The organism is Mycobacterium sp., from assembly GCF_002863225.1.
GTDB lineage: Bacteria > Actinomycetota > Actinomycetes > Mycobacteriales > Mycobacteriaceae > Mycobacterium.
Window position 1 is genome coordinate 1 of the sequence record NZ_PKEK01000048.1, and the last position, 15,977, is coordinate 15,977.

Consider the following 15,977-nt stretch of genomic DNA (forward strand, 5'->3'; position numbering starts at 1 on the left):
GTGTGGCAACGGGCGGGCTCAGTGGGATAACGCCGCCACCGATAATGGAGGGGTGGAAGCCGATGTCGCTTCCGCAGATCTCGTCATTGTCAGCCGGCAGCCCGGCAGCGACGTTTTACATACCTGACGGGTGCGGCGGCCAGTTCACGTTCAGCGGCGGCGTCCCGGTGGGCGGGATGGCGCCTCCGCCAACCATTCCCAGCATGACCGCCGGGCCGTAGTCAGTCTTGATCCTCGTGGTCGGTGTCGCGGTCCCAGTAGGCCCATTCTGGCAGTGGTGTGAAGGGCGTCGCTCCGTACGCTGAGGCTTCATGGCCTGGAGGAGCTCGAAACTCGTTCCAACGTGGGTCGCCCCGATTGGCCCGACTCCGGCGAATACCGCGGATGACGATGGCAACTGCCCCGCCGATAATGAACGTCAACAGAACGACTTTCGCCGCGACGAGCAACATGGTGGTCAGCCTGTCAGCTTTTGCCGGCCTGAGATAGCTGCAGGTTTGGGCACGTCTTTCGCAGGACCGCCGTCGCGTTATAAACCAGGGTGGTTGCCCGCACGCTGTCACTGTCCGCGCGCGGCGCCGATGTCGAATTAACTGGCGCGGTGGCCGCCTCGCGCTGGTTCTTCGCCGTTAAATCGGTGCCCTCAGCCCAATTGCCTAATTGAGTCTTCGTGCCGGGGGAAGACACCGACGCCTGCGCGGCCCGAATGTCTTTGGCCATAGCCGATTCCGCATCGGCGACTGCAACCAGATCTTTCGTTTCCCCGGGCCCGCTTTCCAGCGCAGCCACCGACTGCTGCATCTTGTTCCACTTCGGCCCAAGACCCTCCACGACGGAGCAGTCGCTGTGCGGGACTGCGCGGTGCTTGACCTGGACGGCCCACACCGTCGCGGCGATGGCCACTGTGACCAACACGGAAATACCGACCCAGATGAAAGTGCGGCGCGCGGGTCGGTTCTTGCCAAGACGACCGTCTGTCATGCGCCGAATTTACCTCGGGTCTGAGTCGGCCGCCCTCACCCACGGGGTGTGCCTTGCGGCGCATGCTGTCCGCCGAGAACAGCGGGACGCGTTATCGCCCGGCGACCTGCATTCGCGCAAACGCGCTGCTGATTTCGGTCACAGGTCTTACCTTTGAGTGAGAAGTAGGGGGCCGCGATGAGCGATGACGAAACCGAACTGGCGTCCACCGAAAGCCCAACCGAGCACGGCCGGGCGTGGTCGGTCGACAACTGGGCTGACGACACGGTGCCGTATCTCGATACGCGGCAGAACACGACCATGCTGCTGCGAGTGTGTGTTGCGCTGACCGGTGTCTCGGTCGCGGCGCTGATCGCTGTGCTGCTGTTCGTGTTCAACGGCAAGAACGCCGCGCCGCCGGCGCCCGCAGCACCCCCGCCCGCGGTCGCGTCAGCTCCGGTCGCCCAGACCGCGCCCGAGCCAGCGGCGGCACCCACGGTGACAGAAACCAGAACTGTCGCGGCCGCACCGCCACCCGCCCCGGCAGAATCAACGTCGGCGACATTCCTCATCTGCGGTGACGGCAGAGAAGGGGTGATCGGCGGTCACACTAGCTGCCTGTTCGCCCAGAACGTGCGGCGTGCTTTCTTCGGCGGCGGCGCGAGCAGCAGCATCGTCGCCTACTCGCCGGTGACCGGCGAACGTTACGAGATGACCTGCGCCGGCGGGTACCGCGCGCACTTCGACGACGGGTCGCAGCGCGTCGCAACCCGCTGCGTGGGCGGCGACAACGACACCGCCGAAGTCCTCATCTGGTGATCCGACAGCAGCCGCTGACTCTCTGAATCAGCTCGGCAGCTTCGTCCAATGCGCGCCGTCCCATGACCACCCACACGGTAGGTACTGCGGATGCGGCCACGGATCGGTAGCCATCGTCATGCAGCGCGGCGCGTCTGGTGGTGGCGACGGGTCCGCCGGCGGAGGGTCCGCATTGGCGATCCCGGCGCCGCCCAACCACACGGCAGCCAGCGCCAATACGGCGAATCGGATTATCGTGCCCACCCGCGCACAACCCGATTACCGACCTGCAGTGAGGCCATTACGCCCCACGCGACCCACAGCGGCCACGGAGTGTCGACGATCGCGAAGACGCCGGCGGTGCTGGCGGTGGCGACCAGGTCGTAGTTGCGTCTGAGTGTGTCCACCCCTGGAGTATCCGCCGCGCGACGCCGGATCGGTCGGGCTTTTCCTCAAGACATTACGATTCGAATAATGTCCGATCGCCGTCTCTTGCCCGCGGCCGCCACGGTGTTGGCGATTGCGACCTTCGTCGGTGTGTTCGTCGCTGCGCCTTTGTGGCTCGGTTACGGCGTCGATGTTGGCCTCATCGTCAACGCATTGGCCGCGATGGGTTCTATCTCGGCGGCCGGCGCTGCTCTCTGGATCGCAACGACCGATCGGCAGGAACGAAAACGTGAGCACGACGCCGAGGACGCGGCGCAAGCCAGAATGGTCATCATCTCACCGCGCCGACCCGCCAACCCGCTCGAGTTGCAGGTCAAGATCAAAAATCTCGGCACGCGGGCCATCGTGAACCTCAGACTCGTCCGAATTACAGTGCAAGACCATGACTTTGGAAATCTGGAGCCGACGATCGGGCCGTTTCCCGTGGTGGCCTCTCCGGCCGCATCTAACTTCGCTGCCGGACCGCTCGCCGGATCCTCGATGTTCAGCTTCAACCCGGAGGCGTACGGCCCCACGCATCCCTACTACGTTGCGGTCAAAGGTGGCCCGAACGGTGAGCTGCCAACCATCACATCGGATACCCAGCTGACGGCAACGGTCCGGTGGACCGATGCCAGCGGGAAAATCTGGGAGCGAACAGGTTCTGGGCCAGCGGACGCGTCCAGCGCGGACCTGTCCGAGCCAATCCAGGTGAGCCCATAGCCCACGAAAGCGATCGGCCCGCCCCGAGGAGAGAACGGGGCGGACCGATCTGTCGTAGGACGCGAGCTGAACGGATTCGGTTCCAGTCGATGCGCTGGTTCAGATTTTCTCGGCGCTGACGACGACCGCGGCACTGCCGTTGGCGACGTCGAGGCTGGCTTGGCTCACCAACTCGGCGGCACGCCGTGCCACCGTGTTCTCGTCCCAGCCGCGCACCGCGATGGTCACCAACCGCGTGGCGCCCCCTACGGGCTTGACATCGACTTCCTCGACTTCGGCGTCAACCTCCGGTTCCTGGGAGGGATCAAGTCCGACAACTTGATTCAGCAAGCGCTTGAACACGACGAGGTTACCGATCTCGCACTGCAGTCGTACCCGCCACAGCGGCGCACCCGGCGGTAGCGGGACGCCATCCTGGTCCGACCAGCGAAGGCCGTTGGACAGGACTCCGCTGCGGGATCCATTGGTGCGGTGGGTGATTGAACGCGGCACACCGCACGCTGCGGCGAACTCGTAAATGTCGAGGTTCGGATCTTCGTGCCTCAAGACCTGAGCGACCACCCACACCACATTGGTGCGGACGTAATCCGTCTGCTCGACGCTGAGTGGCTGCTGGTCGCTGTCTCGGCTTCGCGTGTCGGTGCTTCGCTGGTGACCGGCCCGGTCCAACCGGTACGGCGCGTCCGACCAATCGTGAGAGAAGATTTCGGCGGCAAATTCACGCGCACGACGACTGAGCATCAAAAAATTCCTTCCGAGTAAGGTGGCTGCCTGACCCCTCCGATAGGGGCGCATCTAGCAACCGGTTCACCTGAACCTCTCCCTAGGTTACCAAATCCCTGCCCTGGCGTCCTCCGATGATGTTCGCCGGTGCTAGCCGGTCGATGACTTCAACTCTCTTGTCGTCGGCGACCTGAATGTAGGGCGCGGTCATGAGACGTGGCGCCGTCCAGGCGTCGGCAGCTTGGCAGTCAATTGGTAGCTGCGGGTTCCACGGTCGGTGCTACTCAGGTCAATCAGCCCTTCCCGCACAAGCTCGTCGAGGGCGGCGTCGAGTTGGGAGCGCAGCTCAGACCGCACCGCCTCGTTCAGCTTCCACCGCGTCATGTAGTCGCCGGCGTTGAGCTTCTCGAGGACCAGGACAACCGCGGACTTATATCGACCAACGTTGTTTCCCGGCAACTCCGAGATATCAGAGCCAGGAGTCATCGGTAATGCGAGCCGCTCGATCGCTTCTTGGCGTCGAGTGTCGGCGACCCGCACGTAAATAGCTGTGGTCTGCAAATTTGCGTGGCGCATGAGCTCTTTGACGGTCCAGATATCGGCGCCGCCTTCCACGAGAGTTGTTGCGTACCAATGGCGTAAGCTGTGCGGCGTACCAGAAAGTTCAGCACGCCGCATCGCGTTCCCGATGATGTCCGAGACGCTCTTGGGATGAACATGGTCGCCCGGCCGGCGCGAGTTCGCAGGAAACCACCACCCACGCTTCGGCATCGTCAACGCAGCCGCCAGCATCACGCTGTGCATTGGAATTTCGTCGGTACGGGCACCCTTTCCCGTAACCCGCAGGACGCGACGATCGAGGTCGACGTCTTCGCCGCGCACCTTTGCGATCTCATGTACGCGGAGTCCGGCGTAGGCCGCCAGCACGATCATGATGCGCGTGCGGTGATGCATCGGGACCTGAAGCAGTTCTCCCAAGCCTGGGGTCGACACCGGTCTGGGGGATCCTTTCGGTGCCTTCGGGCGTGGAAGATGCATCGTGGCGTGGTGGCCGCCTTGGCCGCTCCACCACCTGTAGAACGAGTGGATTGACCCGAAATACGTTGCCCTCGCTGACATTCCTAGACTCGAGTTGGATAGGAACCGTGAGACGTCGACCGCGCGAATTTCGGTGCAGTCTTTCCCGGCGTGCCTCTCGAGTAACCGCATCGTTGCGAGTCCGCCCCGAACTGTGCGTTCAGACCGACCCGCCCCCCGTAGGAAAAGCTCCCAGGCTTCCAGCGGTGGCAGGCCGCTGCCCTCGCCGCCGTCTCCGCGGATCAGGTGCAGTGCGGCGCTCATATCGCGGTCACTGTGAAAGCGTCGTCGAGGCTGTCGAATTCGACACCTCAGTGCGCACACCGCGGTGTCCCCGCCTTAGCTGCTACTCGGCGTAGCCACGCTGTCTTGTGCTGCCCGCACATGTTGACGTGCTCGCAGCCGTGCAGGTTGATCCGCCACCGCGCTGGCCGCGGGCACGGGTTGTCGCTCTCGCAGCTCGGCGATAGGGCGAGTCCGGCGACCATCTCATCGAATGCGGCTGCGGTGGTCATCGCAGGGCCTCGATCTCGTCGGCAGCCGCGGACAGCGCCGCCGCCAACTGGCGCACCGCCTCCAACTCCAGCTGCGTCTGCAACGAAGACGCCACCACGACCACCCGACGCGAGCAGGTCCCGTTCTCCCAGTGAACACCCTCGACGCGAACCATAAAGCCGGCCGCCTCACGGACAGTCCCAGTGAAAGGCCGCTTCAAAAGCTCCGGGCCGCTTTGCGACCAGTCGTACAGCTCATCGGCATCCGGCGGAGTGGGTAGCTCGGGCACAGTTTCGGTCGGCATGAGAGGCTCCTAAGGTCAGGGCTAGGTACGCGAACTTGTGACGTTCGTCGTCGCGTGGACACTGTGCGACCTGGCCGGGCACACGTCACATGGGCGCGACGAGGTGGCCACCGCGCTCAGCTTCCGCCAGCCCGGGGCGTCGCGATGACCGATCCGACTCGGCGCGCCTGGGCCTACTTGTCCAGGGTGGTGGAGCCGCCCTGCGCGGAACTCGCCACCTTGGTGACCGCGGTCGGGCCGGTCGAAGCGGCTGAACGAGTGCGGCGGGGCGATGTCGTCGAAGCCCTGTTGCGACGCACCCAAGCCAGGCGCGAAATCGACCGCGGTGCCGAAGATCTCGAGCTGCTCGCACGTCGCGGGGGCCGGTTGATCACGGCAGAGGACGACGAATGGCCGACGCTGGAGTTCATGGCGTTCCGCGGTGCCGCGGTTGCGGCGAGGCCGGAGGGCAGGGCTCCGTTGGCGTTGTGGCTACTCGGTCCGGCCAGGCTCGACGACACCGCGCGACGGGCTGCGGCCATCGTCGGAACCCGGGCCGCGACCAGCTACGGCGAGCATGTCTGCGCGGACCTGGCCGTCGGTCTGGCCGAGCACGACGTCGCGGTCGTCTCCGGTGGGGCTTACGGCATCGACGGGACGGCGCATCGGGCCGCGTTGTCGGTCGACGGCGTCACGGTGGCGGTGCTCGCCGGCGGCATCGACATTCCCTATCCGGCAGGGCATTCGGCGTTGCTCCACCGCATTGCCCGCGACGGCTTGCTCGTCACCGAGTATCCGCCGGGAGTCAGGCCCGCCCGGCACCGCTTTCTGACCCGCAACCGGTTGGTGGCCGCGTGTGCCGGAGCGTCGGTCGTCGTGGAAGCCGGTCTGCGCAGCGGCGCCGCCAATACCGCGGCCTGGTCGCGAGCCCTGGGCAGAGTCGTCGGCGCGGTGCCGGGCCCGGTGACCTCCTCGGCATCGAGCGGGTGTCACGCGCTGCTGCGAACCGGCGCCGAAGTGATCACCCGCGCCGAGGACGTCGTCGAGTTGGTCGGTCGGATGGGTGAATTCGGCTGCGAGCGCAGCGGTCCGGCGAACCCCCTCGACGGACTGGACGAGGTGGAGCGGCGGGTGTACGAGGCGCTACCGGGACGCGGGACCGCGACCGTCGATGAGATCGCGGTCGCCGCGGCCATCGAGCCGGCCCGGATCCTGGCCCCGTTGGCCATGCTCGAGATCGCCGGCCTGATCGAACGTCAGGACGGCTGCTGGCGGATCGTCCGAACTCGTAGGCAACCGGCATGAAACGCTCGCCTCTATAGTCGAGTGGGCGGTGCTGACGAGAGGATCCAGGTGGCAGGTCGACCAGTGCACACGTTCGAAGTGGTGCGCACCGAACAGCTCACGTCTCACATGGTCCGGGTTGTACTGGGCGGCAACGGTTTCGACACGTTCACGCCCAGCGAATTCACCGACTCCTACGTCAAGCTGATTTTCGTGGCCGACGATGTGGACGTGGCCGCGTTGCCGCACCCCCTCACGCTGGACTCCTTCAACGCCCTGCCGGAAGCCAGGAAGCCGGTGGTGCGGACCATCACGGTTCGGCGCGCGGACCCGGTCGCCCGGGAGATCGCCGTCGACATCGCAGTTCACGGCGATCACGGCGCCGCCGGACCGTGGGCCGCGACGGCACAGCCCGGCCAGCCGATGTACGTGATGGGCCCGAGCGGGGCATACACCCCCGACCCGTCCGCCGATTGGCATCTGCTGGCGGGTGACGAGACCGCGCTGCCCGCCATCAGCGTCGCGTTGGAAGCTCTGCCCGCCAACGCAATTGGCAAGGTGTTCATCGAGATCGCCGAGCCCGAGGACGAGGTTCCGCTGACCGCGCCCGAGGGTGTCCAGATCAACTGGCTCTACCGAGGCGGCCGGGCCGACCTGGTCGGAGCGGACCGGGCCGGTGACAACGCACCCCTGGTGGAAGCCGTCAAGACCGCATTCTGGCTGCCCGGCCAGGTCCATGCCTTCGTCCACGGCGAGGCGCAGGCCGTCATGCACAATCTCCGGCCCTACATCCGCAAAGAGCGTGGTGTCGAGTCGAAGTGGGCGTCGATTTCGGGTTACTGGCGGCGCGGTCGCACCGAAGAGACCTTCCGACAGTGGAAGAAGGAACTCGCCGCGGCCGAGGCCGGAGCCCAGTAGGTAGGGCCTGTCCGCCCGAACCGTCGGCTGGCATGCTCGTCGCATGGCATTCGGCGACTATCAGAACGAGATTTACCTGCAGGGCCTCGGCGGGGTGGTACCCAAACTGCCGATGGTCTTCGCGGAGCTGGAAGCCAAGGCAGAGAGGGCGTTGCCGCCGTCGATCTGGTCGTACGTCGCGGGCGGGGCCGGTGACGAGCGCACCCAGCGGGCCAACGCCGAGGCGTTTCAGGGCTGGGGCCTGATCCCGCGGATGTTCGTCGGCGCCGCCCAGCGGGATCTGAGCGTCGACCTGTTCGGTCTGACCTTGCCGAGCCCGCTTTTCATGGCGCCGATCGGCGTGATCGCGCTGTGCGCCCAGGACGGCCACGGCGATCTGGCCACCGCCCGCGCCGCCGCCCGAACCGGGGTGCCGATGGTGATGTCGACACTCACCGAGGATCCACTCGAAGACGTCGCCGCTGAATTCGGTGAGACGCCCGGGTTCTTCCAGCTCTACACCCCGACCGATCGCGACCTGGCCGCCAGTTTGGTGCACCGCGCCGAAGCGGCCGGTTTCAAGGGCATCGTCGTCACCCTGGACACCTGGGTCACGGGTTGGCGCCCGCGCGATCTGAGCACGTCGAACTTTCCCCAGCTGCGCGGCAAGTGTCTGAGCAACTACACCAGCGATCCCGTCTTCCGGGCCAGCCTGGCGCAAAGCCCCGAAGAAAACCCGCAGGGCGCGGTGCTGAAGTGGATCTCGATCTTCGGCAACCCGTTGACGTGGGACGACCTGCCGTGGCTGCGCTCGCTGACCGCGCTGCCGCTGATCGTGAAGGGCATCTGCCACCCCGAGGACGCGCGCCGGGCCAAAGACGGCGGAGTCGACGGGATCTACTGCTCCAACCACGGGGGTCGCCAGGCCAACGGGGGACTGCCGGCGCTGGACTGCCTGCCGGGCGTGGTGGAAGCGGCCGACGGGCTGCCGGTGCTGTTCGACTCGGGAGTCCGCAGCGGCGCCGACGCGGTCAAAGCGCTCGCTCTCGGTGCGACCGCGGTCGGCGTCGGGCGACCGTACGCCTACGGCCTGGCGCTCGACGGCGTCGACGGCATCGTGCATGTCTTGCGATCGCTGCTGGCCGAGGCCGACCTCACCATGGCCGTCGACGGCTATCCGACGCTGAAAGATCTCACTCCGGACACTCTGCGGCGCGTCAGCTGAGCGTGGCGGCCAGTCTTTGCGACCGTGAGGTGGTGGAGGCGATCCTCGACGAATTCGACAGCTACCTGGACCTGCAGTGCCTTCGTTCGGCGCACACCCGGCGCGCATACCTGGGTGACCTGCGGTCCTTGTTCGCGTTCCTCGCCGAGCGCGCTCCGGACGCCGGTCTGCAGGCGTTGAGTCTGCCGATTCTGCGGTCGTGGCTGGCCGCCGGGGCGGGAGCCGGGGCCGCGCGCACCACGCTGGCGCGCCGCACCTCTGCGGTCAAGACGTTCACCGCGTGGGCGGTGCGACGAGGCTTGCTGGCCGGTGATCCCGCAACCAGGCTGCAGGTGCCCAAAGCGCGCCGGGCGCTGCCCTCGGTGCTGCGGCAGGACCAGGCGATGGCCGCCATGGCAGCGGCCAAATCCGGTTCACAGCAAGGCGATCCGCTGGCCCTGCGCGACCGGCTGATCGTCGAGTTGTTGTATGCCACCGGTATTCGCGTCAGTGAGCTGTGCGGGCTGGACGTCGACGACATCGACACCGGTCACCGGATACTGCGGGTGCTCGGCAAGGGCAACAAGCAGCGCAGCGTGCCGTTCGGCGAGCCCGCCGCCGAGGCGCTGCGGGCGTGGCTGGCCGACGGCCGCCCGGCGCTGGCCAACGCGGACTCCGGGCCGGCGCTGCTGCTCGGCGCGCGGGGTAGACGGCTCGACGTCCGGCAGGCCCGGACCGTGGTGCACCAGACCGTCGGCGCCGTCGACGGCGCGCCCGACATGGGCCCGCACGGCCTGCGGCACACCGCGGCGACCCATCTCCTCGAAGGCGGCGCCGACCTGCGCATCGTGCAGGAACTCCTGGGCCATTCGAGCCTGGCCACGACACAGCTCTACACCCATGTCACCGTGGCCCGGCTGCGGGCGGTGCACGACCAGGCCCATCCCCGGGCCTGAGGCGGGTCACGACAGCTGGAGTTGTCGCTGAGAGGTGGGCACAAGGCCCACCGGCCTGGTCATGATTCGAGCGTGCCTGACGATGCAGTGGTTTGAGCCGCACCGGAGTCGACGCCAACAGCCCCAGCGGATCGACGTAGTCGGCGCGCGAGGCCGGGCCCCACATCGCGCCCCAGTGCAGGCAGGCCGCCGCCGGGCAGCCCGCGTGCCCGCTGAGCAGTTCACCGACCGCCGTCCCTGCGGTCACGCGTTGCCCGACTCGAACGGCGGCCCGGACCGGCTCGTAGCTGGTGTGCAGGCCGCCCGGATGAGCCAGCGAGACCAGCTGACGGCCGGCCAGTGTTCCGGCGTACACCACCGTCGCGTCGCCGGCCGCGTACACCGGCTGACCTGCGGCACCCGCCAGGTCCACGCCGCGATGGCCGCGGGTCCAGTTCGGTGACGGGGCGTCGAAGGCCCGCACCACCCGCGGCGCCGGCCGCAGCGGCCACTGCAGCCGGACCGTGTCGGCGCCGGCTGAGGGGGTGTAGAGCAGCAGCAGGGCCGAGATGGTCGCCGTCCATCGCACCCGCTCAGTTCACCGCGCCCGCCACACGGCGGCCAGCCAGCGCTGTGGACAAAGCACCTGGCCCGAGCGTGTAAACTTCTGTCCGCAGCCCGTACCACGAGCTGACTTCGCGCGTCTGCATCGCGTCTCCCGTTTCACTAGGAGCTCGCACCGCGTGCCGAGCGGTCCCGCCGCTGCAGTACTGGCGGGTTCGGCATCGCAGCAGTCGCCAGGGCCCGGCGTCACCCGTCGTCAGGCATGAACCGACAAAAGGACATGGCCATCATGGCTGTCGTAACCATGAAGCAGCTGCTTGACAGCGGCACCCACTTCGGGCATCAGACCCGTCGCTGGAACCCCAAGATGAAGCGGTTCATCTTCACCGACCGCAACGGCATCTACATCATCGACCTGCAGCAGACGCTGACCTTCATCGACCAGGCGTACGAGTTCGTCAAAGAGACTGTCGCCCACGGTGGTTCGATCTTGTTCGTCGGCACCAAGAAGCAGGCGCAGGAATCCATCGCCGCCGAGGCGACCCGGGTGGGCATGCCCTACGTCAACCAGCGCTGGCTGGGCGGCATGCTGACCAACTTCCAGACCGTCCACAAGCGTCTGCAGCGCCTCAAGGAGCTCGAGGCGATGGAGCAGACCGGTGGCTTCGAGGGCCGCACCAAGAAGGAAATCTTGATGCTGACCCGGGAGAAGAACAAACTGGACCGCAGCCTGGGCGGTATCCGCGACATGGCCAAGGTTCCGTCCGCTGTCTGGGTCGTCGACACCAACAAGGAGCACCTCGCGGTCGCAGAGGCTCGCAAGCTGAACATCCCGATCATCGCGATCCTGGACACCAACTGCGACCCGGACTTGGTCGACTACCCGATCCCGGGCAACGACGACGCGATCCGCTCCGCAGCGCTGCTGACCAAGGTGATCGCCTCCGCGGTGGCCGAAGGCCTGCAGGCGCGGGCCGGTGTGGGCCGCGCCGACGGCAAGCCCGAAGCCGAAGGTGCCGAGCCGCTGGCCGAGTGGGAGCAGGAGCTGCTCGCGTCGGCGACCGCAACCGCCGCGCCGGCCGAACAGGCCGCCGCGGTCGCATCTGAATCAACCACCGAATCTTCGTAGGAAAGGCTGAGCAGTGGCCAACTTCACCGCTGCCGACGTCAAGCGTCTTCGTGAGCTGACCGGCGCCGGCATGCTCGACTGTAAAAATGCACTCGCCGAAAGCGACGGCGACTTCGACAAGGCTGTCGAGGCGTTGCGGATCAAGGGCGCCAAGGACGTCGGCAAGCGTGCCGAGCGCGCCACCGCCGAGGGTCTGGTGGCGGCCAAGGACGGCGCGCTGATCGAGCTCAACAGCGAGACCGACTTCGTCGCCAAGAACGCGGAGTTCCAGAAGGTCGCCGACGAGGTGGTCACCGCGGCGGCCGCCGCCAAGGCGACCGACGTCGACGCCCTCAAGGCCGCCAAGATCGGTGACAAGACCGTCGAACAGGTCATCGCCGAGCTGTCCGCGAAGATCGGCGAAAAGCTCGAGCTGCGCCGGGCCGCCTACTTCGACGGGACTGTGGAGACCTACCTGCACAAGCGTGCCGCCGACCTGCCCCCGGGCGTCGGTGTGCTGGTCGAGTACACCGGTGGTAACGCTGAGGCCGCACACGCTGCTGCCTTGCAGATCGCCGCGCTCAAGGCGCGCTACCTGTCCCGCGACGACGTGCCCGAAGACATCGTGGCCAGCGAGCGACGCATCGCCGAGGAGACCGCGAAGGAAGAGGGCAAGCCGGAGCAGGCTCTGCCCAAGATCGTCGAGGGCCGGCTGAACGGCTTCTTCAAGGACGCCGTCCTGCTGGAGCAGCCGTCGGTGTCCGACAACAAGAAGTCCGTCAAGGCGCTGCTCGACGAAGCGGGTGTCACTGTCACGCGGTTCGTCCGCTTCGAGGTCGGCCAGCAGTAGCATCAGCCGAATGCGACACGTGCACGCATTCGGTGACGACGCGCTCGGCCACCTCGACGCAGTGGGGGTGGCCGAGGCCGTCAGCTCCGGCCGGGTCGGTCGCGCGGAGGTGGTCGAGGCGGCCATCGCCCGGACCGAGTCGGTCAACGCCACACTGAATGGCTTGGCGTTCAACGCCTTCGACCGTGCCCGGACTCAGGCGCGAGCATCGCCGGCATCGGGTTCGTTCAGCGGCGTGCCGACGTTCCTCAAGGACAACGTCGATGTGGGCGGGCTGCCGACGATGCGCGGCACCGACGCCTGGCCGCCGCAACCTGCCGGCGCCGACAGCGAGTTCACCGCGATGTACCTGGCTACCGGGATGACGCCGCTGGGTAAGACCCGGATGTCGGAATACGGCTTCAGCGCCTCAGCCGAACACCCGAGGCTGGGACCGGTGCGCAATCCCTGGCACACCGACCACACCGCCGGTGCGTCGTCGTCGGGCTCCGGTGCGTTCGTGGCAGCGGGCGCGGTGCCGTTAGCGCATGCCAACGACGGCGGTGGGTCGATTCGAATTCCCGCGTCGTGCAACGGACTTGTGGGGCTCAAGCCCTCTCGCGGTCGACTCCCGTTGGACAAAGAGGTTCGGCAGATGCCGATCCGCATCGTTGCCAACGGCGTGCTGAGCCGATCGGTGCGTGACACCGCGGCGTTCTATGCGGAAGCCGAGCGCATCTGGCCGACCGCCAAGCTTGCACCGATCGGCCACGTCCAGCACCCGGGCACCAAGCGGCTGCGGATCGCCGCGATCACCCATTCGCTGCTGCGGGAATCCAGCCCCGAGGTACGGGAGCTGACGCTCAAAACGGCGAGCCTGCTCGAAGAGCTCGGCCACCGGGTCGACCACCTCGAAAAGCCGCCAGTGCCAAACAGTTTCGTGCCCGACTTCGTGTTGTACTGGGGGCTGCTGGCGTTTGGTCAGATCCAGCAGAACAAACGGGCCTACCCGGGATTCGACGTGACCCGGCTGGACAACCTTTCTCGCGGCCTGGACCGGCATGCCCGACGCAACCTGCACAAGGTTCCGCTCGCGCTGGCGCGACTGTCCCGCACGCGCCGGTATACGAACCGCCTGGCTCGCACCTACGACGTGGTGTTGACACCGACGTTGGCCGACGAGACGCCGCAGATCGGTTATCTCGACCCGATGGCCGACTACGAGCAGATCATCGACCGGCTACAGGGCTGGGTTGCGTTCACGCCGCTGCAGAACGTGACGGGGGAGCCGGCCATCTCGCTGCCGCTGGCGATGTCCGCCAACGGACTGCCGGTCGGAATGATGTTCTCCGCCCCGCTCGGTCATGAAGCCCGGTTGTTGGAACTGGCCTACGAACTCGAGAGCGCCCGGCCGTGGGCGCGGATCGACCAGCAGCAGACCTAGTCGGGCCCCAGGGCCGCCAGCATTCGTTTGAATTCGCGTTGCTGCGTTGGCGACAACTTCGCCAGCACGCGGGCGTCGGCCTCGCCGACCGCGGCCTCGGCACGCTTCAACAGCGCACGACCGTCGGCGGTGAGCGAAGCGGGCAGCGCACGCCCCGAGGCCACCGACGCGGGACGCGCCACGAAGTGCGCGTTCTCCAGCCGATGCAGCACCGTGTTCATTGCCTGCGGTGAGACGTTGCCCAGCCGGGCCAGCTCCGCGCTGGACAACCCAGGACTCATGGAAAGCATTCGCATGCAGACGAATTCGGGAAGCGTCAGACTCAGCGGACTCAACGCGGCCGACACTTCCGGCCGCAGCGTGGCCGTGACCTGAAACAGCAGATATCCCAGCGGTGCGTCCTCGGTTGCGCCCATATCAATAATGTTGACATATATCAGTCAGGTTGATATACCTGAGGTATGACTGAAACCCAGAAGTTTGATTTCGATTTCGACCCGGCCTACCGCGGTGAGGCCGCGGAGTTCGCGGGCGGTCGGCCGCCCTGGAGCCTGGGCGAGCCGCAACCTGAGATCGCTGCGCTCATCGACCAGGGCAAGATCACCGGCGACGTACTCGATGCCGGGTGTGGAGAGGCGGCGTTGTCGCTGCACATGGCGGCGTTGGGACACAACGCCGTCGGGCTCGACGCCTCGCCCACGGCGATCGAGCTGGCGAAGGCGGAGGCGGCCAGGCAGGGACTGACCAGGGCGTCGTTCGCGGTGGCCGACATCTCCGACTTCGCCAGTTACCCGCCCGGTTCCGAAGCACGGTTCGACACCATCGTGGACAGCACACTGTTTCACTCGATGCCCGTCGAACTACGCGACGGCTACCAGCGCTCGATCGTCCGGGCCGCCAAGCCGGGCGCGTCGTACTTCGTGCTCGTCTTCGCCAAGACCGGCGAGGGCGCGCCGATCAATCCCGTCACCGAGGACGAGCTGCGCGACGTGGTTTCGAAGTATTGGGTCGTCGACGAGATCCGGCCGGCTCGCATCCACGCCAACTTCCACAACGCCGGGGGCACCGAATTCCCCTTCGATGATCTGCGGGACGAAGGCGACGGACGCACGTCGGTGCCGGCCTGGCTGCTGTCAGCCCACCTGGGCTGAGGCACGACTCTCCGAAAGTCGTTACCTCCCAACGAGTTGGCCAAACCCCTCGATGTGCTTGTGCACATCGAGGGGTTTGTCATAGACCTGGGCAATTTTCGGTGGAATTGGGACCCGCGGTGGGTACCCCGAACCAGACCCGATGACTCAGGTAGTCCCGTAGTCGGCCGGGGCACCCACACTGACCGGCGCGACACCGAAGACAGCCACCAATTACGAGAGGTGAGCAATGCCGAAGACCACAAAAGACGGCAAACCCAAGAAGAACGAGCTCCCGAGCACCCTGGAGCGTTCGAACGCCAAGGCGCAGCGCACCTTTGCCAAGGCGCACGACGCCGCCGCCGACGAATACGGCAGCGAGGAGCGGGCCCACCGGGTTGCCTACGCGGCGCTCAAGCGCAGCTTCGAAAAGGTCGGTGACCGTTGGCTGGCCAAGAAAGAGAGCGGGCCCTCGGACGCCCGCGCCGAGCGGGGAGGGTTGAACAACCCCATCCCGTCTGAGGAAGGTGTTGACGCCAACGCCAGCAAGAAGCATCTGCTCGACATCGCGCGCAAACTCGACATCGCCGGACGCTCGACGATGGATAAGGCGCAATTGGTCGACGCCATCAAGAAATACAACCGCAAGGTGCGGGGCCGCTGAGCCTACCGATGCAAGTAGGTGTCGCGACCCGTTAGCTCACCGCCGCATCAGATGCCGGTCGGCGATTCGGCGGGCGCAGAAACATTGTGGTCCAGGGTCTTCCGTTCACGACACCGTTCGGGTGGTAGAACCTCCTGACACGCAACAAGGCCCGGTCCGTGGTGGACCGGGCCTTGCCTGCGTCGTACTTAGTCTTGGTGAGCCTGCTGCTTTTTCTCAGCGGCCTCTTCAGCACCGCGAGCCGCCTCAGCCTCGGCTTCCTTCTTGGCCACGTCGCGCTGAGCAGAAGCCTTGTCCTGCTGGGCCTGACCTTCTTCTTTCAGGTCATCGTGGCCGATCACGCTGCCGACGGCCTCTTTGGCGAGACCCTTGGCGCCTTCGACTACACCCTTGATGCCTTCTTCAGGCCCGCTCTTGTTGTCGTCCGACATGA

At 66.5% G+C, this 15,977-nt stretch carries 19 protein-coding genes and 2 pseudogenes; 13 read left to right on the forward strand and 8 right to left on the reverse strand.

Features of this window, described 5'->3' with window-relative positions:
* A partial coding sequence (locus tag CYU59_RS14350) for a hypothetical protein (RefSeq protein WP_292990637.1) occupies nucleotides 1–221 on the forward strand: 221 nt, incomplete at its 5' end.
* A 244-nt stretch (nucleotides 222–465) separates the two neighbouring features.
* Here the strand turns inward: CYU59_RS14350 and CYU59_RS14355 are convergent.
* Nucleotides 466–981 carry a hypothetical protein gene (locus CYU59_RS14355; protein WP_292990641.1) on the reverse strand — a complete coding sequence of 172 codons (516 nt, stop codon included), beginning with the start codon at nucleotides 979–981 and terminating at the stop codon, nucleotides 466–468.
* Between the two features lie 177 nt (nucleotides 982–1,158).
* Here CYU59_RS14355 and CYU59_RS14360 point away from each other — a divergent pair, with 177 nt between their 5' ends.
* Nucleotides 1,159–1,779: a hypothetical protein gene (locus CYU59_RS14360; RefSeq protein ID WP_292990643.1), complete on the forward strand. Its 621-nt coding sequence runs from the start codon at nucleotides 1,159–1,161 to the stop codon at nucleotides 1,777–1,779.
* Between the two features lie 230 nt (nucleotides 1,780–2,009).
* On the opposite strand, the gene CYU59_RS14365 is transcribed toward CYU59_RS14360, so the two are convergent.
* Nucleotides 2,010–2,165 (reverse strand): hypothetical protein, encoded by a 156-nt coding sequence (locus CYU59_RS14365; protein WP_292990645.1) that lies wholly within the window; start codon nucleotides 2,163–2,165, stop codon nucleotides 2,010–2,012.
* A gap of 67 nt (nucleotides 2,166–2,232) precedes the next feature.
* Here CYU59_RS14365 and CYU59_RS14370 point away from each other — a divergent pair, with 67 nt between their 5' ends.
* On the forward strand, nucleotides 2,233–2,907 hold the full coding sequence (locus tag CYU59_RS14370) for a hypothetical protein (RefSeq protein ID WP_292990647.1): 675 nt from the start codon (nucleotides 2,233–2,235) through the stop codon (nucleotides 2,905–2,907).
* 99 nt (nucleotides 2,908–3,006) lie between these two features.
* Here CYU59_RS14370 and CYU59_RS14375 read toward each other — a convergent pair whose 3' ends face one another.
* From CYU59_RS14375 to CYU59_RS14385, 3 genes are all read right to left on the reverse strand, one after another.
* A complete protein-coding gene (locus CYU59_RS14375; protein ID WP_292990650.1) occupies nucleotides 3,007–3,648 on the reverse strand; it encodes a hypothetical protein in 642 nt (213 codons plus the stop codon).
* A 189-nt stretch (nucleotides 3,649–3,837) separates the two neighbouring features.
* Nucleotides 3,838–4,623 (reverse strand): tyrosine-type recombinase/integrase, encoded by a 786-nt coding sequence (locus CYU59_RS14380; protein WP_292990653.1) that lies wholly within the window; start codon nucleotides 4,621–4,623, stop codon nucleotides 3,838–3,840.
* 595 nt (nucleotides 4,624–5,218) lie between these two features.
* A complete protein-coding gene (locus CYU59_RS14385; RefSeq protein ID WP_292990655.1) occupies nucleotides 5,219–5,506 on the reverse strand; it encodes a hypothetical protein in 288 nt (95 codons plus the stop codon).
* A gap of 49 nt (nucleotides 5,507–5,555) precedes the next feature.
* Here CYU59_RS14385 and CYU59_RS14390 point away from each other — a divergent pair.
* The 5 genes and pseudogenes from CYU59_RS14390 to CYU59_RS14410 form a co-directional block, all read left to right on the forward strand.
* Nucleotides 5,556–5,654, forward strand: a pseudogene (locus tag CYU59_RS14390) (hypothetical protein); the annotation flags it as partial.
* On the forward strand, nucleotides 5,651–6,790 hold the full coding sequence (gene dprA, locus CYU59_RS14395) for a DNA-processing protein DprA (protein WP_292990658.1): 1,140 nt from the start codon (nucleotides 5,651–5,653) through the stop codon (nucleotides 6,788–6,790). The pseudogene CYU59_RS14390 and the gene dprA, both read left to right, overlap by 4 nt.
* Nucleotides 6,791–6,838: 48 nt before the next feature.
* Nucleotides 6,839–7,687: a siderophore-interacting protein gene (locus CYU59_RS14400; RefSeq protein ID WP_292990661.1), complete on the forward strand. Its 849-nt coding sequence runs from the start codon at nucleotides 6,839–6,841 to the stop codon at nucleotides 7,685–7,687.
* Between the two features lie 43 nt (nucleotides 7,688–7,730).
* Nucleotides 7,731–8,891 carry an alpha-hydroxy-acid oxidizing protein gene (locus CYU59_RS14405; protein WP_292990663.1) on the forward strand — a complete coding sequence of 387 codons (1,161 nt, stop codon included), beginning with the start codon at nucleotides 7,731–7,733 and terminating at the stop codon, nucleotides 8,889–8,891.
* Nucleotides 8,892–8,923: 32 nt separating this feature from the next.
* On the forward strand, nucleotides 8,924–9,826 hold the full coding sequence (locus CYU59_RS14410) for a tyrosine recombinase XerC (RefSeq protein WP_292991019.1): 903 nt from the start codon (nucleotides 8,924–8,926) through the stop codon (nucleotides 9,824–9,826).
* Nucleotides 9,827–9,911: 85 nt separating this feature from the next.
* Here the strand turns inward: CYU59_RS14410 and CYU59_RS14415 are convergent.
* Nucleotides 9,912–10,394 (reverse strand): annotated as a pseudogene (locus CYU59_RS14415) (M23 family metallopeptidase); the annotation flags it as partial.
* 264 nt (nucleotides 10,395–10,658) lie between these two features.
* Here CYU59_RS14415 and rpsB point away from each other — a divergent pair.
* From rpsB to CYU59_RS14430, 3 genes are read left to right on the forward strand one after another with little or no spacing between them, the layout of a single operon-like run.
* Nucleotides 10,659–11,498, forward strand: a complete 840-nt coding sequence (gene rpsB / locus CYU59_RS14420) for a 30S ribosomal protein S2 (protein WP_292990665.1) — start codon at nucleotides 10,659–10,661, stop codon at nucleotides 11,496–11,498.
* Nucleotides 11,499–11,511: 13 nt separating this feature from the next.
* Nucleotides 11,512–12,327 (forward strand): translation elongation factor Ts, encoded by an 816-nt coding sequence (gene tsf / locus CYU59_RS14425; protein WP_292990667.1) that lies wholly within the window; start codon nucleotides 11,512–11,514, stop codon nucleotides 12,325–12,327.
* A 10-nt stretch (nucleotides 12,328–12,337) separates the two neighbouring features.
* Complete coding sequence (locus CYU59_RS14430; protein ID WP_292990669.1) at nucleotides 12,338–13,750, forward strand: amidase; 1,413 nt, start codon at nucleotides 12,338–12,340, stop codon at nucleotides 13,748–13,750.
* Here the strand turns inward: CYU59_RS14430 and CYU59_RS14435 are convergent.
* Nucleotides 13,747–14,166, reverse strand: coding sequence for a MarR family transcriptional regulator (locus CYU59_RS14435; RefSeq protein ID WP_292990671.1), 420 nt, complete (start codon nucleotides 14,164–14,166; stop codon nucleotides 13,747–13,749). The two genes, CYU59_RS14430 and CYU59_RS14435, sit on opposite strands and share 4 nt — an antisense overlap.
* A gap of 45 nt (nucleotides 14,167–14,211) precedes the next feature.
* Between CYU59_RS14435 and CYU59_RS14440 the strand changes: the two genes are divergently transcribed.
* The gene (locus tag CYU59_RS14440) at nucleotides 14,212–14,901 is read left to right on the forward strand and encodes a class I SAM-dependent methyltransferase (RefSeq protein ID WP_292990673.1); all 690 of its coding nucleotides are present in this window, start codon (nucleotides 14,212–14,214) and stop codon (nucleotides 14,899–14,901) included.
* 229 nt (nucleotides 14,902–15,130) lie between these two features.
* Nucleotides 15,131–15,544, forward strand: a complete 414-nt coding sequence (locus tag CYU59_RS14445; protein WP_292990675.1) for a ChaB family protein — start codon at nucleotides 15,131–15,133, stop codon at nucleotides 15,542–15,544.
* A gap of 188 nt (nucleotides 15,545–15,732) precedes the next feature.
* Here the strand turns inward: CYU59_RS14445 and CYU59_RS14450 are convergent, their stop codons facing one another.
* Complete coding sequence (locus CYU59_RS14450) at nucleotides 15,733–15,975, reverse strand: CsbD family protein (protein WP_292990677.1); 243 nt, start codon at nucleotides 15,973–15,975, stop codon at nucleotides 15,733–15,735.
* Nucleotides 15,976–15,977: the final 2 nt, after the last annotated feature.

Excerpts from the sequence above, each read along its gene's own strand:
- CYU59_RS14355 (WP_292990641.1), bottom strand. The coding sequence starts at position 981 with ATGACAGACGGTCGTCTTGGCAAGAACCGACCCGCGCGCCGCACTTTC.
- CYU59_RS14360 (WP_292990643.1), top strand. The coding sequence starts at position 1,159 with ATGAGCGATGACGAAACCGAACTGGCGTCCACCGAAAGCCCAACCGAG.
- CYU59_RS14370 (WP_292990647.1), top strand. The coding sequence starts at position 2,233 with ATGTCCGATCGCCGTCTCTTGCCCGCGGCCGCCACGGTGTTGGCGATT.
- CYU59_RS14375 (WP_292990650.1), bottom strand. The coding sequence starts at position 3,648 with ATGCTCAGTCGTCGTGCGCGTGAATTTGCCGCCGAAATCTTCTCTCAC.
- CYU59_RS14385 (WP_292990655.1), bottom strand. The coding sequence starts at position 5,506 with ATGCCGACCGAAACTGTGCCCGAGCTACCCACTCCGCCGGATGCCGAT.
- dprA (WP_292990658.1), top strand. The coding sequence starts at position 5,651 with ATGACCGATCCGACTCGGCGCGCCTGGGCCTACTTGTCCAGGGTGGTG.
- CYU59_RS14405 (WP_292990663.1), top strand. The coding sequence starts at position 7,731 with ATGGCATTCGGCGACTATCAGAACGAGATTTACCTGCAGGGCCTCGGC.
- rpsB (WP_292990665.1), top strand. The coding sequence starts at position 10,659 with ATGGCTGTCGTAACCATGAAGCAGCTGCTTGACAGCGGCACCCACTTC.
- CYU59_RS14430 (WP_292990669.1), top strand. The coding sequence starts at position 12,338 with ATGCGACACGTGCACGCATTCGGTGACGACGCGCTCGGCCACCTCGAC.
- CYU59_RS14435 (WP_292990671.1), bottom strand. The coding sequence starts at position 14,166 with ATGGGCGCAACCGAGGACGCACCGCTGGGATATCTGCTGTTTCAGGTC.
- CYU59_RS14440 (WP_292990673.1), top strand. The coding sequence starts at position 14,212 with ATGACTGAAACCCAGAAGTTTGATTTCGATTTCGACCCGGCCTACCGC.
- CYU59_RS14445 (WP_292990675.1), top strand. The coding sequence starts at position 15,131 with ATGCCGAAGACCACAAAAGACGGCAAACCCAAGAAGAACGAGCTCCCG.
- CYU59_RS14450 (WP_292990677.1), bottom strand. The coding sequence starts at position 15,975 with ATGTCGGACGACAACAAGAGCGGGCCTGAAGAAGGCATCAAGGGTGTA.